Genomic DNA, 15,513 nt, shown 5'->3' on the forward strand with positions numbered 1-15,513 from the left:
CTAGGGAAGTCATTCGAATAGATTCTATCTCAACACTTGTGATAAAGGGAAATAATTACTATTCCCTTCAAGTAAAAAACATCCCAGAATGGAACTCTGGGATGCTTTTTACTATTTCCTTAGCCTCTTAAAGTAGCTCCTGCTTGTTCTTCCACTGCTGCAAGTACTTTTTCGTGAGTTTTACTGATTATTTCATCTGTTAATGTTTGTTCAGGATCGAAATATGTTAAGGAGAATGCAATCGACTTTTTGCCTTCTTCCATTTTTTCTCCCTCATATAAATCAAACACTTGGACATCTTTCAATAATTCTCCACCAGCATCTCGGATGATTTCTTGAAGATTCCCTGCTAAAATTCGTTTATCCACAACAAGTGCTATATCTCTTGTTACATAAGGGAATCGAGGGATAGAAGTATAATGTAAAGCTTCTATTTCTACCGCAAATAATTTGCTTAAGTCTAATTCAAAGCAATATGTTTCCTTTAAATCTAATTCCTTTTGCATTTGTGGGTGAACTTGACCTACAAACCCAATGACTTCTCCTTTAAGTTTGATTTCTGCCGTTCTTCCTGGATGCATTCCTTCCATTTCCGCTCTTGTAAAAGTAATTTGCTCTGATACACCTAACTTTTGGAATAGACCTTCTAATACACCTTTTACAACAAAGAAATCAACAGCTTTCTTTTCTCCCTGCCATGGATGAGTGCTCCAAATTCCCGTCACAGCTCCAGCTAAATGCTCTTTTTCTTCTGGAAGTTCCTGATCTTCATTCGCTAGGAAAACAACTCCTGTTTCATAAACGGCACTGCTTTCATTTTGTCTTGCAGCATTGTATTTAAGTACTTCTAAAAGCTGTGGTACAATACTTTGACGTAATAATGCACGTTCTTCACTCATTGGCATTGCAAGTTTAATTGGATTTCTTTTTTCTAAAGCAAAGCTATGGACTTTCGCTTCATTTGTTAATGAATACGTAATCGCTTGATATAAACCAGCTGATTCCAAATATCTGCGAGCCATACGGCGCTTCTTCTGATATGGAGTTAAGGTACCCGGTGTAGATGCACCAACAGGCAATGTTTTTGGTAAATTATCATACCCATAAAGACGTGCAACTTCCTCGATTAAATCTGCCTCAATGACAATATCATTTCTTCTCGTTGGAACCGTTACTGTGAACGTATCGCCCTCTACTTTTGTTGTAAATTGAAGACTGTCAAATATAGCAGTGACTGCCTTAGACTCTAATGAAGTTCCTAGGGTTTGATTAATTTTATTTAGCGTAATCGAAACCACTTTTGGTTCAGCTGTTAATGTATCAACCGCAACTTCTCCTTCAAGCACCTCTCCGCTTGCATATAAATGCAATAATTGACAAGCTCTATCTGCAGCTAAGCGAACTCGATTTGGATCAATCCCTTTTTCATATCTTGCACTTGCTTCACTTCTTAAACCAATCACTTTTGATGATCGACGAATTACTTTACTGTCAAAATAAGCAGATTCTAATAAAACAGTGGTTGTATCAGATTTCACTTCAGAATTAGCGCCACCCATTACTCCAGCAACAGCAATTCCTTCTTTTCCGTTGGTAATAAGTAAATTGTCTACTGATAACGTTCTTTCCGTTTCATCAAGTGTTGTAATCTTCTCTCCACTTTGCGCTTTTCTAACTAGAATTTCCTTTGAACCGATTTTATCGTAATCAAAAGCATGCAATGGTTGACCATATTCTAATAAAATATAGTTTGTAATATCTACCACATTGTTATGTGGACGAATACCTGCTGCCATTAATTTTCCTTGCATCCATAATGGAGATGGCGCAATTTTAATATTCTTAATCATTCTTGCCGTATATAATGGTGCATCTGCATTCTCTTCGACAGATACTTGAATATAATCAGATGCTTTCTCATTAATGGTTGGATACGCTGTATCAGGTAATTTAACTTCTGTTCCTAAGATTGCAGCAACTTCATACGCTACACCAAGCATACTTAAGCAATCAGCACGGTTTGGAGTTAACCCTAGTTCTAAGACAGCATCATTTCGTTGTAAGTATTCTAATGCATTTTTTCCTATTTCGACATCACTTGGAAAAACAAAAATACCTTGCGCATAATCTTTCGCAACAATTTTCCCTTCAATCCCAAGCTCTTGTAAAGAACAAATCATTCCATTAGATTCTTCTCCGCGAAGCTTTGCCTTTTTAATCTTAAAATTGCCAGGAAGTACAGCTCCTACTTTCGCAACAGCTACTTTTTGTCCCTTATCAACGTTTGGAGCTCCACAAATAATTTGAATTGGATCCCCCTCGCCTACATCTACTAAGCATTTATTTAATTTGTCTGCATTTGGGTGTTGTTCACGCTCTACTACATAACCGATAACAACATTTTTAATCCCTTCGTCGAGAATTTCGACACCTTCTACTTCGATCCCACTTTTTGTAATTTTTTCCGCTAATTCATCGGGATTAATGCCATTCAAATCTACATATTCATTTAACCAATTATAGGATACTAACATTTTTTCTCCTCCACCCTTAATATTCCGGTACTGAAAATTGTTTTACGAAACGTACATCGTTTGTGTAGAAATGACGAATATCATCAATTCCATATTTCAACATCGCAATTCGTTCTGGACCCATTCCAAAGGCAAACCCAGAATATTTCTTTGAGTCAAACCCCGACATTTCCAATACATTTGGATGAACCATTCCAGCTCCTAAAATTTCGATCCAGCCTGTTTTTTTACATACACTACATCCTGCACCTTTACAGATAAAGCAAGAGATATCTACTTCAACAGAAGGCTCTGTAAATGGGAAAAAGCTTGGACGTAAGCGGATTTCTCTATCTTCCCCAAACATTTTCTTTGCAAAAGCTTCAAGTGTTCCAATTAAATCACTCATACGAATGTTTTCGTCTACAACTAACCCTTCAATCTGCATAAATTGGTGGGAATGTGTCGCATCATCATTATCACGGCGATATACTTTACCAGGACAAATAATTTTCACTGGCCCTTTCCCTTTATGCTTCTCAAGTGTTCTTGCTTGCATTGGAGAAGTTTGTGTTCTAAGTAATGTTTCTTCTGTTATATAGAATGAATCTTGCATATCTCGTGCTGGGTGATCTTTAGGAAGATTCAATGCTTCGAAATTATAGTAATCATTTTCTACTTCTGGCCCTTCTTCAACGGTATAACCCATACCAATAAAGAGATCTTCAATTTCTTCCACTACTCTTGTAAGCGGATGATGATTTCCTACAGAAACTGGACGCCCAGGTAAAGTAATATCAATCGTTTCAGATGCAATTTTCTCTAAGACAAGTGCTTCTTCTAGAGACTTTTGTTTAGCATCAATGTGGCTCGTAATTTCGTCACGAATAACGTTTACTAATGCACCCATTTTGGGTCTTTCTTCAGCAGATAGCTTTCCCATCCCTTTTAACACTTCTGTAATTGGACCTTTTTTACCTAAATATGCGATACGAATTTCATTTAATTCTTTCATATCGTTGCTGTTTTCAATACGTGATAGTGCTTCAGCTTGCAGTTCTTTTAATTTATCTTCCATTACATTTCCTCCTTATATATTGGTTGTTTTTGCATGAAAATTGGCATAAAAAAACCCCATCCCCAAAAAAGGGACGAGGTTATTGTCGCGGTACCACCCTAATTAACTTGTATGTATAATAAAACAAGTTCACTTCATTTGGATAACGGTAGTCTATACCGGTACATCTTTACATTTTTCTAAAAAGAAAAATGGTCCCGATGCCGACTCAGGAGGTGAACTTCATTCATGTTTTTAATAAAAATGCTTACAGTCTACGGCATTTTCTCCCTTGATTAAAAATCACCAATTACTTTTCTCCATCAATGTCTTTATTCATGTAATTTGCTTTTAATTATAATATATATCTAGTCAGTTTTCAAATGCCTTTTTAGCCTCGGGATTTAACCATTTTGAAAAAGCTTTTTGAAAATAGACTATTTAAAATAATACATCAAAATTCCTGCTGCTACAGCAACGTTTAAGGATTCACTTTTCCCATGAATGGGGATATACAAATTGGTATCTGTCTTACTTAATACTTCTTTACTTACACCATTGCCTTCATTCCCGACAATTAAACAAAATGTGTCTGTTTTTTCTGTTTCTCGGTAATTTCTACCATTTTCAAGTGCAGTACCGTAAACGGGAATTTTTCTTTCTTTCAATTCATCAATAAACGCCGGTAAATTTGTTTTTATGATTGGCAGGTGAAAATGGCTACCTTGACCTGATCTGACTACTTTTGGATTGTATATATCAACTGTTCCTTCTCCTATTATAACAGCATCTATCCCTGCTGCATCTGCTGTTCGGATAATGGTTCCCATATTACCAGGATCTTGAACCTGATCAATCGCAATAAAGGTTTGTGCTGTTGATAGAATATCTTGCTGATTTTGCTGTCTGCATAATGCAAGAATCCCTTGTGGCGTTTCTGTATCCGATAGCTCCTTAATAATTTCTTTCGTAACAATCGTTACAGGAATCTCTCCATAATCCCAAGAAGGTACATCTATTTCTTCAGATATAATCAAATCAATAATTGCATCTGCTTTAAAAGCTTCTTCTACAAGGTGAAATCCTTCCACCAAAAACGTTCCAGTTTTATCTCTTTCCTTTTTTGTTAATCGTTTTTTCCATTCTTTAATTTGTGGATTTTTTACTGAAAGTATGTGTTTCACTTACTATTCTCCTTCATAATCACCAAATGATCTCATATTCCTTCTATTATAGCGTAAATAAAATACATAATAAACGGCATTAGTGAAATGATAAAAATAGATGTGTTCTACAAAACGTCTATTCAATATCATTTCCAATTTATTAGAGTTGGTGTTGATAGATAACAATGGAAAGAAGGGTGCATATTATGAATTTAAATTTACGAAATGCAATAATCGATAATGTTTCTGGCAATTCTCAAGATGAATTAAAAGATACTATCGTGGATGCTATTCAAAATGGGGAAGAAAAAATGCTACCAGGATTAGGCGTTTTATTCGAAGTGATTTGGAAAAATTCTTCGGAGGAAGATAAGACTGAAATGTTGCAAACATTGGAAAATGGACTAAAATAACCAGAGGCTAGGACATAAGCATTTCAACCAACAATAAACACGAACTATAATGTAAATAACTTACATAACGTTCGTGTTTTTTTGAAAAAGGTTTAAAAACGAAGTGAAATGGAGCGGAGGATGCTCGACTCCTGCGGGAAATAGAGGAAAGGCTGAGACCCCGCAACGAAGCGAGGAGGGCATTGAAAAAGTCTAGTTCTCCAAATAAAATGTACCCTATAGAGTAGACGCATAAAAAAAGTCTACCTATAGGGTACTTTTTTGTATAATAAAGAAACACGACTAGAGAAATTACAACAGGGACTGGAGAAATATTTTATGAGTAAAAAGACATTTACAGAAAAAGAGATCAAACAGCTGTCTACTATTAAATACGTTAAATCTGTTAGTTCTAAAGGGATCACTTATACGGATGAGTTTAAACATATCTTTATAGCGGAGAAAGAAAAAGGTAAGTTTGCCAGAGATATATTTGAAGAATATGGATTTGATGTAGATGTTTTGGGGAAACAACGAATCCATTCAGCTAGTAAAAGATGGAAAGCAGCCTACATTAAGAATGGAATAAGCGGTTTACGTGATACTAGAGCTGGTAACTCAGGGCGTCCCCGAGAAAAAGAACTATCTTTTGAGGAGAAGAATGCTCGTTTAGAAGCGCAAATCAACTTACTTAAGGCTGAAAACGAACTGTTAAAAAAGATACGATTCGCGGAAAGGGGGATGAAGAAATAGTCCTTCCTCCCTCTCAAAAGTATCTTTTAATTCGTTCAGTAATTGAAAAATATCAATTAAAAAATATGGTGAGCTATCTTTGTGAGCTAGCTGGCGTCTCAAGAAGTGGTTATTATAATTATTTCACTGAGAAATCATTTGGACGAAGAATGCAAAAGGATAAAAAAGAGGAAGTTGTAAAGGAGATTATTTTAAAAGCTTTCAACTTTAAAAACCGCAAGAAAGGGGCACGTCAAATCAAAATGACATTGGCGGGTCAATTTAATATTGTCTACAATTTGAAACGTATACGACGAATTATGAAAAAATACGGTATAATCTGCCCCATTAGAAAAGCAAATCCTTATAAAAGAATGATGAAAGCCACACAGGAGCATAGCGTTGTACCAAACCTTTTAAATAGACAATTCAAGCAAGGAATTCCAGGGAAAGTGCTATTAACTGATATCACTTATCTTCATTTTGGAAAAGGAATGAGGGCTTATTTATCAGCAATTAAGGATGGTTCAACTGGTGAAATCCTGGCCTATCACGTATTAGATCGAATGACCTTAAATTTAGCTACAGATACGCTCAAGAAGTTAAAGAAGAATAAAAAATTCAAGAAAGTAAAAGATGCACTAATCCATTCAGATCAAGGAGTCCATTATACACATCCTGACTTTCAAAAGGCAGTAAAGAAGTTAGGATTACACCAATCTATGTCAAGACGAGGAAACTGTTGGGATAACGCCCCCCAAGAATCTTTCTTTGGCCATCTTAAAGATGAAGCCTCTATTAAAGCATGTACAACACTAGAAGAATTGAAAAAAGAAATTAAGCAATATATGATTTATTACAATTACTATAGATATCAGTGGAATTTAAAAAAGATGACCCCTGTTCAATACAGAGATCATCTTCTTAACGCAGCCTAGGCTTTTTTAATTTGTCCTTTACAAAGGGTACATTTTAAAATTCAATGAGGTTTTATTTATTTGAAAGCAAATAATAAGTTGGTTTGGAGAGGCGTCCGCTCGACTCCTACGGGAGAAGCGAGAAAGTCCGAGACCCTGCAGGAGCGTGAGCTGTGAAGCGGCTCGGCGCTCGCCCCGTGGAAAGCGAGCGGTAAGCCTCGGAAAACAAAAACCTACACTAAGTTAGAATGGTTTGGTAACTACCGATTCACCAGGTAATACACTTTTTCAGTTGCCTCGCAGCGAGGGAGGCTCAGCTTCCTCCCCGCGGAAAGCGAGCGTCTCTAGCGCAATAGAACGACTTAGTTTTTACACTTGACTATCTTTAAAAACATAGATAAACCATCACGAGAAAGAAGCTTTATTTAAGAGCTAAATTAGAGATTATTCGTCTTTAAAGGTTAGTTATTTAGTTTTGTCCCAGCCTTTTGGTATAGCATTTTAAAATAAACTACTCATTTAACGCATGTAATTTATGTGCAGTTTCTTTCGTTGCTGCATATACACCTTTATAAATATCATATACCTTTTCATATTTCTTCACATTTTCAGGAATTGGCTGAAACTCTTCCTTATAATGAACAAATTTCTCCACACACTCATTCATCGTTGGGAACCAACCTAATCCAACAGCAGCAATCATCGCTGCTCCTAATCCCGGTCCTTGTTCAACTGTTAAATTAACGACTGGCGCATTAAAGATATCTGCTTGAATTTGTAACCAATTACTGTTTTTTGCTCCTCCGCCTACAGAGACAATGCGTGTAAACTGCTTATTCGCATTTTCCTCCATTAGAATCTTACTATCATTCAGTGAAAAAGTAATACCTTCTACAACAGCGCGTGCAAAGTTATCTAATGTATGCCTTGCATCCATGCCAATAAAACTTCCTCTGATTTGACTATCTGTATATGGTGTTCTTTCTCCCATTATATAAGGAGTAAACATTAAACCATCTGAACCAATTGCCACGTTGTCCAGATTAGAAAGAAGCTCATCATAGCTCTTATCTGCTGCAAAAGTATTTTTAAACCAATTTAAGCTATATCCAGCAGATAATGTTACACCCATGGAATAAAAGCTGTCCTTTATTGCATGATTGAAATAATGAACTTTCCCTGCATAGTCCTGTTTCCCATCTTGCTCATAGGAAAGAAACACGCCAGATGTTCCGATACTCGCTAATCCCATACCTTCTTGAACAATCCCTGCCCCAACTGCTGCACATGCATTGTCTGCTCCTCCAGAAAATACAGCGATATCATTTGTAAAGCCATACATTTCCGCAAGTTCTTTTTTCATTACGCCTATTTTGTCAGAGGATTCGACAAGCTTAGGAAAAATGGATAGAGGTAGATCAAATAATTCAGCAACAGACTCGCTCCAGACCTTTTCTTCCACATTTAGCAATAATGTTCCAGCAGCATCTGAATACTCCATTTGCTTATTGCCAGTTAAATAGAATCCTAAATAATCTTTTGGTAATAAAAAGTGCTTTGCTTGTTCCCATATTGTCGGCTCATTTTCCTTCACCCACAGTAATTTAGGCAAAGTAAATCCTTCTAACGCTTTGTTCTTCGTAATTTGAATAACTTCTTGTCCCGCTTTATCCATTATCTCCTGACATTGCTTGCTTGTTCTCACATCATTCCATAAAATTGCGTTTCTTAGGGTTTTACCATTTTCATCCAATAAAACCAAACTATGCATCTGTCCAGAAAAACTAATTCCCTCTGTTTCAGATGCTGCTTCTGGAAATGCAGCAATTATTTCTTTTAAGACAATATCCAATGCTTCAATCCAAACATTTGGATTCTGTTCACTATATTTTGGTTGTGGAGTCAAAAGCTCATATTCAGAGCTCTTTGTTATAAGAACCTTGCCTTCTTTATCAACTAACAAACCTTTTAATGAACTAGTTCCTAAATCAATTCCTATTACATATGACATTTTTACGCTCTCCCTTCATAAGACATGTGACAAATGATAAATAAAGGGCTGCCTCATTCATAGAGATTTAGACCTCCACAAGTATATCTAGTAGATTATTTTCAATTAGCTACTACTAATAAACTTGTGATGCCAATTCCTTCTACCTGAGACACCCCTTTATTGGTGTAATACTACTTATTTTTTATATTTGTATTATACTAAATAATCATTTAAACGAGATTTAAAGAATTCTAGATGATTTGGCTCATTCTCGATTTGATCATGTTGTAATGCATATTCTGCTAATGTTTTTAAATCTTCTTTTCCTTCTACAATGGACTTACCAATTCCAGTTGTATAGCTCTTATATCTACGTTCAATTTCTTTGTCAAAGAAGCCATCTTCTTTTAATTTTGCAGCTGATTTTAAACCGCGTGCAAAAGTATCCATACCAGCAATATGCGCAAGCACTAAATCTTCCATAGAGAATGAAGAACGGCGTACTTTTGCATCAAAGTTGATACCACCAGGAGCAATCCCTCCGTTTTCTAGCACTTGATACATTGCAAGAGTTGTGTCATAGATATTAGTTGGGAACTCATCTGTATCCCATCCAAGCATAACATCTCCTTGGTTCGCATCTAAAGATCCAAGTGCATTATAGCTTCTTGCTACTGCCATTTCATGTTCAAAAGTATGTCCTGCTAATGTAGCATGGTTTGCTTCTAAGTTTAGTTTAAAGTGCTTATCAAGATCGTATTTTTGTAAGAAAGCCATTGTAGTAGCAGCATCAAAATCATATTGGTGTTTTGATGGCTCCATTGGTTTTGGTTCAATTAAAAATTGAACTTCATGATTTAATTCCTTTGCATAATCAACTGCCATATGGAAAAGACGAGCCATGTTATCTTGTTCTAATTGTAAATCTGTGTTTAGTAAAGACTCATATCCTTCACGTCCGCCCCAGAATACATAGTTTTTGCCGCCAAGCTTTTTACTGATTTCTAAACCTTTTTTCACTTGAGCTGCAGCATATGCAAAAACTTCAGCATTTGACGAAGAAGCAGCACCGTGTACAAAGCGGGGATTTGTAAACATATTAGCTGTATTCCAAAGTAATTTAATACCTGTTTGATCCATTTTTTCTTTAATCAAATCTGTGATTACATCTAAATTGTCTAAGAACTCTTGTAATGTTTCCCCTTCTGGAGCAATATCCACATCATGGAAGCAGAAGAATTCAAAGCCCATTTTTTCCATTAATTCGAATCCTGCTTCTACTCTATTTTTTGCTGTTTCCATTGGTGTTTCTCCAAACCAGCTACGAACATTTGTAGCTGCACCAAATGGATCAGATCCATCTTGCGTTAATGTATGCCACCATGCCATGCTGAATCGTAAATGTTCTTTCATTGTTTTTCCTAGAACTACTTCCTCTGGATTGTAGTGACGGTAAGCGAAAATATTTTCTGTTTTTGGTCCTTCATATTTTACTTCTTTAATCATTGGAAAAAATTCCATGTTATTTCCCTCCTAATTGTTATAAAAATTATTTTTTGATCTTGCTCTTAACTTACTTTTTGACAAGTAGCATTTTCTCTACTATTCTATTAAACCAAATTTGATTTGTTAGTTCAATATACTAACTGAATTAATCATAAATCTAACTTCGAATTTTGTCAACCGCTTACAATGTCTTTTTTTCAATTTTATTTGTAAATTTGATAGAAGTATTTTAATTAGTATGGTAACCTAACAATATAAATATAGTTAATAGGGGATCAATTTAGTTTGGAGGAAGATAATGGTTACAGACAAATATGTAATTAGGGAACAAAATGCTTCTCTTGTATTGGAGCAAATTGTTCAACAAGCACCTATATCTCGGGCAAGTCTCTCATCCAATATTGGTTTAAATAAAGCAACTGTTTCTGATATAACAAAGAAATTACTCGAAGATAAACTCATTGAAGAAATCGGCATTGGGGAAAGTAGTCATTCTGGGGGAAGAAAACCAATTCTTTTGCAGCTAAATAATAAAGCAGGTCTATCGATTGCTATTGAGCTGGGCTATGACTTTATTTCCACAATGGTTACTTATCTAGATGGAGAAGTTGTCTTTTATAATAAAGAAAGAGGTACATTTATTACAAAAGAAAATGTCCTTGCACATGTTTCTAATATTATTGAAAAATATGAAAAAATAAGCAATCTGACAACCTATGGCATTATCGGGATTGGAATAGCGATTCACGGTATTGTAAATGAAAATACTATCTCGTTTACACCTTATTATGATTTAGACAAAATAGCACTTTATGAAGAATTAACGAATCTATACCAGTATCCTATCCATATTGAGAACGAAGCAAATTTAACCGCAATAGGAGAGTCTACTTTTTCCACTGAATTTAATAACTTAATCAGTTTAAGTATTCACAGTGGGATTGGTGCGGGGATTATCATCGATGGTCAATTATTTACAGGCTTAGATGGAAGAGCTGGTGAAATTGGTCATTCTGTGCTTTATCCAAACGGCAAAGCATGTCCTTGTGGGAATAAAGGCTGCTTAGAGCAGTACTGCTCTGATAAAGTTCTTCTAGAGCAATTTAGAGAAAGAAAACAGTTAACGGATGTCACTCCTGATTTATTAGCTGAACTATACTATGCTAACGACCCTGATGTACAAGAAATCATTCAACAACATTGCTATAATTTGTCTAAGGGCGTAAACAATATTATGACCTTTTTTGCTCCTAAGGTTATATTCATGAACAGTTCTGTCATTCGAAGAATCCCTGAGATACTTTCATTAACCAATGATAATCTGGAAAGCTCCTTTAATAAAGACATTGTCATTGAAAATTCAAGTCTTGGTTCAAAAGCATCTTTATTTGGTGCAACCGCTCTTAATATTCGTAATTTCTTAAATATTTCCCATCTGAAAATTATAAATACCGATTAAAGGAGTATTTTTGCGTAATCTTCCTAGAATGAGGCTGGGACATAAGTATTCCAGCCATAAACAAACCCGAACAACCATACGATACTCCCATATGATTGTTCGGGTTTATATTGGTTTATAAAAGGCTGTTTCAGTAAAGATGGTGTTATTATCCGCAGCCTGAATACACTTCGTTTTCCATGGGGCGAGCGCCTAGCCGCTTCGTCGCTCACGCTCCTGCAGGGTCTCGGACTTTCTCGCAGCTCCCATAGTCTACGTGTATTCAGGCTGCTCCGTCTTTCCAATTAATTAATTTTTTCTATTTCCATAATTGTTTATAGAAAAACAATCTTTAAAAACGAATTAGTTTTTACACTGACTATATCTAAAATCATAAATAACTAGCATGAAAAAGTAGCCTTTATTTAAGAGCTAAATTAAGGATGGTCATCTTTACAGATTGGCTATTTAGTTTTGTCCCAGCCTCATTTTTTTGGTTTGGTTTTCCTCCTTTTCATCTACTTTAAATGCAATCTCCTTTATAATACATGAAACTTTTCCCTTCTCTAACTCGTTAATATCATTATAAATTTAAAGTGTGATACAATCGTTTTAAATAACACATCACAATATTTACAAGAAATTGAATGAGTGTGCTATACTTGCTATACAAAATATGAAAAAGGTGAAAAATTTTGACAAAGAAGAAGTTTCATTATTGGTTATTGCAGATTCTCATCATTGCTGCGATTATTTATCTTTGCACAAAAATTACGTTTTTATTTAAACCAGTTGCAGTGCTATTTTCCACACTTTTTGTACCAATTATCATTACTGGTTTTTTATATTTTTTACTTAATCCAATCGTTAAATTTTTGCAGAAAAATAAAATTCCTAAGACGCTCGCGATTATTATTCTTTATCTTGCAGCGATTGGAATAATTATTTTAGCAATTGGCAGTGTTGTGCCGATGATTAGCAAGCAGATTAGTGAATTGTTTAGTAATATCCCTAAATATGCTGATGATTCGGTTCGTTACTTCCAATACTTAAATGATACGAAACAGTACAAATGGATTATGAACCAAGAATATGTAAAAATAGAGGACATTACTGAAAACTTAAAAGCCTATGCTCAAACCATTCCTAGCAATATAACAAATGGTATTGGCAAAGTCATTAGTACAATGACAAATATCACCATTACCATTGTAACGGTTCCCTTTTTACTTTTCTATTGTTTTAAAGATGGCAGCAAATTCCCTGAAGCATTATCGAAATTCTTCCCTGCTTCTTATCGAAAAGAAGGCTTAAGAATTATTAAAGATACAAGCGAAACAATTGCGGCCTATATTCAAGGACAAGTCATTGTGGCACTATTTGTAGGAACCTTGTCTTTAATTGGCTATTTGATAATTGGTCTTGATTATGCACTTGTAATGGCTTTAATTGTGGCAGTTACTAACATCATTCCATATGTTGGTCCTTTAATTGGTGGTGCACCGGCTGTTATAATCGCCCTTTTTACATCCCCAACACAAGCGTTGCTAGTTATTATTGTCATTACCATTGCTCAGCAGATTGAGGGAAATATACTATCTCCATTAATTCTAGGAAAAAGATTGGATACTCATCCAGCAACAATTATTATTCTGTTATTAGTAGCAGGTAATTTAGCGGGTATATTAGGAATGATTCTTGCCGTACCAACATATGCTGCTGTCAAAACGATTGTAATCAATATTAATCGTCTGCTTAAAGCACGGAAAGCAGCCATATTAAATACTCAGATTCCCCACTAGAGTAACGTGTATGGCATTCTTATAAAACTTCTTTATAATAAGAAAAAGGAAATTAGATTTTAAATAATCAAATTCCCTTTTTTTATTTTAGCTGTTTACGCAAATGTCAATGAATCAACTGTTTCGCGATCTAATCTCTTAATAACTTCCACAATTAGTTTGACTGCATTTTCATAATCATCACGATGAAGCATCGCAGCATGTGAATGAATATAGCGAGTTGCAATTGTGATAGATAACGTCGGAACTCCCTTATGTGTTAAATGAATAGAGCCTGAGTCTGTCCCGCCTCCTGGCACACTGTCAAATTGATAAGGGATGTTTAGCTCCTCCGCTGTATCAGTAACAAGGTCACGCAGCCCTTTATGGGAAACCATTGATGCATCATATAAAATAATTTGTGGACCCTTACCCATTTTACTTAGTGCTTCTTTTTCTGTTACTCCTGGTGTATCTCCAGCAATTCCAACATCCACACCGAAACCAATATCCGGCTCAATTAAGTTCGCTGCTGTTTTCGCTCCACGAAGACCAACTTCTTCTTGAACTGTCCCAACACCATATACAATATTAGGATGGTTGCTGTCTTTTAAATTCTTTAATACATCGATTGCAATAGCACAGCCAATACGATTATCCCATGCTTTTGCAAGCAGCATTTTTTCATTATTCATAACTGTAAATTCGAAATATGGAACGATCATATCTCCTGGTTTTACTCCCCATTCCATTGCTTCTTCTTTAGAAGATGCACCGATATCAATAAAGATATCCTTAAGATCAATTGGTTTTTTTCTTGCTTCTGGACTTAATACATGTGGTGGTTTAGAACCTGTAATCCCAGTAATTTCGCCTTTACTTGTAACAATCGTTACTCTTTGAGCCAGCATTACTTGGGACCACCAGCCGCCTACTGTTTGAAAATATAGAAACCCTTTATCGTCAATGCGAGTTACCATAAATCCAACTTCATCAAGATGACCCGCAACCATAATTTTTGGTCCATTTTCCTGACCAACTTTCTTAGCAATTAAGCTTCCTAAATTATCTGTTGTCACTTCATCAGCATATTCTGTTATGTACTTTTTCATTACTTCTCTTGGTTCTCTTTCATTGCCTGGGATGCCTTTTGCATCAGTAAGATCTTTAAGCATCATTAATGTTTCATCTAATTTCGCCATTATTTCGACTCCCTTAATATAATATATTCTTCATTATTATACTAGAAAATAAATATAGTACAAAGTATTAGTTTCTAATAAAATAAACTTTCATCAAAAGATGCTTACTTCACGTCTCATGCGGGTATAGAAAGTACCCTTGCTTATATTATGCATCAAATCTTGGCTTCTATTTATCTTTTTTCTTTTTGGCTCAACACAAAAATCAGTTCTTGAACCCAATTATTCCCTAAAAAAGAGTACAAAAAAACATCTGTATCCGCTAGAGTTGAGAGTACGACCAAACAACACAGCGAGGTATACAGATGCACTTTCATTCTATCAAGGATTTATTGGATTTACCAGAACTATTCGTTCTTTCTACTAAGAAAATTAACGGGCAAATTTTTATTGATGCAGCACCAGTAGCCTCGCATCAGTCTTACCCTGTTTGTACATCTACGCAAACGATTTGTCGTGGCGTCAATTCCATTCGAAAAGTACGTCACCTCGATTCATTTGGCTGCGTGGTTTATTTAAACTTACCTGCAATTCGGTTATCCTGTACGTCTTGTGGCGCTCATTTTGTTTGGTCCTATGATTGTGTCGCACCGAAAAAGCGCTACACAAAAGCGTTTGAAAATTCTTTGCCGAAACAAGTAGTAGGCGCAACGGTTATCCATGCTGCACGCGTGACGAATACACCAGCTACTACGATTGCCGTGTTCTTCATACTTGGAAAACCGAAGAAGCCGCACGCATTCAAGAAGCCTGTCAATCACAAGCTGCCACGCACCCTAAACTGGTGTTAGGTATCGATGATTTCGCCATTCGTAA

The 15,513-nt window shown here is 35.7% G+C and carries 11 protein-coding genes and 1 other annotated feature; of the genes, 5 read left to right on the forward strand and 6 right to left on the reverse strand.

What is annotated here, in order from left to right:
• Window positions 1-119: 119 nt before the first annotated feature.
• The 3 genes from pheT to AB3U99_RS16925 all read right to left on the reverse strand — a co-directional run bounded on the left by pheT (window position 120) and on the right by AB3U99_RS16925 (window position 4,754).
• Window positions 120-2,534 carry a phenylalanine--tRNA ligase subunit beta gene (pheT, locus tag AB3U99_RS16915; RefSeq protein ID WP_400242711.1) on the reverse strand — a complete coding sequence of 805 codons (2,415 nt, stop codon included), beginning with the start codon at window positions 2,532-2,534 and terminating at the stop codon, window positions 120-122.
• Between the two features lie 16 nt (window positions 2,535-2,550).
• Window positions 2,551-3,591, reverse strand: a complete 1,041-nt coding sequence (gene pheS / locus AB3U99_RS16920; protein WP_400242712.1) for a phenylalanine--tRNA ligase subunit alpha — start codon at window positions 3,589-3,591, stop codon at window positions 2,551-2,553.
• A gap of 66 nt (window positions 3,592-3,657) precedes the next feature.
• Window positions 3,658-3,906, reverse strand: a binding site (T-box leader).
• Between the two features lie 101 nt (window positions 3,907-4,007).
• Window positions 4,008-4,754, reverse strand: a complete 747-nt coding sequence (locus AB3U99_RS16925; RefSeq protein ID WP_400242713.1) for a TrmH family RNA methyltransferase — start codon at window positions 4,752-4,754, stop codon at window positions 4,008-4,010.
• A gap of 188 nt (window positions 4,755-4,942) precedes the next feature.
• Here AB3U99_RS16925 and sspI point away from each other — a divergent pair, with 188 nt between their 5' ends.
• Together sspI and AB3U99_RS16935 are read left to right on the forward strand one after the other, a co-directional pair.
• Window positions 4,943-5,149 (forward strand): small acid-soluble spore protein SspI, encoded by a 207-nt coding sequence (gene sspI, locus AB3U99_RS16930; protein WP_400242714.1) that lies wholly within the window; start codon window positions 4,943-4,945, stop codon window positions 5,147-5,149.
• A 318-nt stretch (window positions 5,150-5,467) separates the two neighbouring features.
• A protein-coding gene (locus tag AB3U99_RS16935) for an IS3 family transposase (RefSeq protein WP_400241672.1) occupies window positions 5,468-6,798 on the forward strand; the annotation gives its coding sequence in 2 pieces (ribosomal slippage) (window positions 5,468-5,849 and window positions 5,849-6,798; 1,332 coding nt in all).
• A gap of 490 nt (window positions 6,799-7,288) precedes the next feature.
• On the opposite strand, the gene xylB is transcribed toward AB3U99_RS16935, so the two are convergent.
• Both xylB and xylA read right to left on the reverse strand, forming a co-directional pair.
• Complete coding sequence (gene xylB / locus AB3U99_RS16940; protein ID WP_400242715.1) at window positions 7,289-8,788, reverse strand: xylulokinase; 1,500 nt, start codon at window positions 8,786-8,788, stop codon at window positions 7,289-7,291.
• 195 nt (window positions 8,789-8,983) lie between these two features.
• A complete protein-coding gene (gene xylA / locus AB3U99_RS16945) occupies window positions 8,984-10,291 on the reverse strand; it encodes a xylose isomerase (protein WP_400242716.1) in 1,308 nt (435 codons plus the stop codon).
• A 283-nt stretch (window positions 10,292-10,574) separates the two neighbouring features.
• On the opposite strand from xylA, the gene AB3U99_RS16950 reads away from it, so the two are divergent.
• Both AB3U99_RS16950 and AB3U99_RS16955 read left to right on the forward strand, forming a co-directional pair.
• Window positions 10,575-11,735: an ROK family protein gene (locus tag AB3U99_RS16950; RefSeq protein WP_400242717.1), complete on the forward strand. Its 1,161-nt coding sequence runs from the start codon at window positions 10,575-10,577 to the stop codon at window positions 11,733-11,735.
• Between the two features lie 674 nt (window positions 11,736-12,409).
• Window positions 12,410-13,516 (forward strand): AI-2E family transporter, encoded by a 1,107-nt coding sequence (locus AB3U99_RS16955; protein ID WP_400242718.1) that lies wholly within the window; start codon window positions 12,410-12,412, stop codon window positions 13,514-13,516.
• Window positions 13,517-13,611: 95 nt separating this feature from the next.
• Here the strand turns inward: AB3U99_RS16955 and AB3U99_RS16960 are convergent, their stop codons facing one another.
• On the reverse strand, window positions 13,612-14,697 hold the full coding sequence (locus AB3U99_RS16960) for a M42 family metallopeptidase (RefSeq protein WP_400242719.1): 1,086 nt from the start codon (window positions 14,695-14,697) through the stop codon (window positions 13,612-13,614).
• Between the two features lie 305 nt (window positions 14,698-15,002).
• Here AB3U99_RS16960 and AB3U99_RS16965 point away from each other — a divergent pair, with 305 nt between their 5' ends.
• Window positions 15,003-15,488, forward strand: coding sequence for a hypothetical protein (locus AB3U99_RS16965; protein ID WP_400242720.1), 486 nt, complete (start codon window positions 15,003-15,005; stop codon window positions 15,486-15,488).
• Window positions 15,489-15,513: the final 25 nt, after the last annotated feature.

It is taken from the genome of Niallia tiangongensis, from assembly GCF_044704065.1.
Classification (GTDB): Bacteria; Bacillota; Bacilli; order Bacillales; family Cytobacillaceae; genus Niallia; species Niallia tiangongensis.

Bases quoted from the DNA above. Each gene is read 5' to 3' on its own strand.
- AB3U99_RS16960 (WP_400242719.1), bottom strand. From the start codon at position 14,697: ATGGCGAAATTAGATGAAACATTAATGATGCTTAAAGATCTTACTGAT.
- sspI (WP_400242714.1), top strand. From the start codon at position 4,943: ATGAATTTAAATTTACGAAATGCAATAATCGATAATGTTTCTGGCAAT.
- pheT (WP_400242711.1), bottom strand. From the start codon at position 2,534: ATGTTAGTATCCTATAATTGGTTAAATGAATATGTAGATTTGAATGGC.
- xylA (WP_400242716.1), bottom strand. From the start codon at position 10,291: ATGGAATTTTTTCCAATGATTAAAGAAGTAAAATATGAAGGACCAAAA.
- AB3U99_RS16965 (WP_400242720.1), top strand. From the start codon at position 15,003: ATGCACTTTCATTCTATCAAGGATTTATTGGATTTACCAGAACTATTC.
- pheS (WP_400242712.1), bottom strand. From the start codon at position 3,591: ATGGAAGATAAATTAAAAGAACTGCAAGCTGAAGCACTATCACGTATT.
- AB3U99_RS16950 (WP_400242717.1), top strand. From the start codon at position 10,575: ATGGTTACAGACAAATATGTAATTAGGGAACAAAATGCTTCTCTTGTA.
- xylB (WP_400242715.1), bottom strand. From the start codon at position 8,788: ATGTCATATGTAATAGGAATTGATTTAGGAACTAGTTCATTAAAAGGT.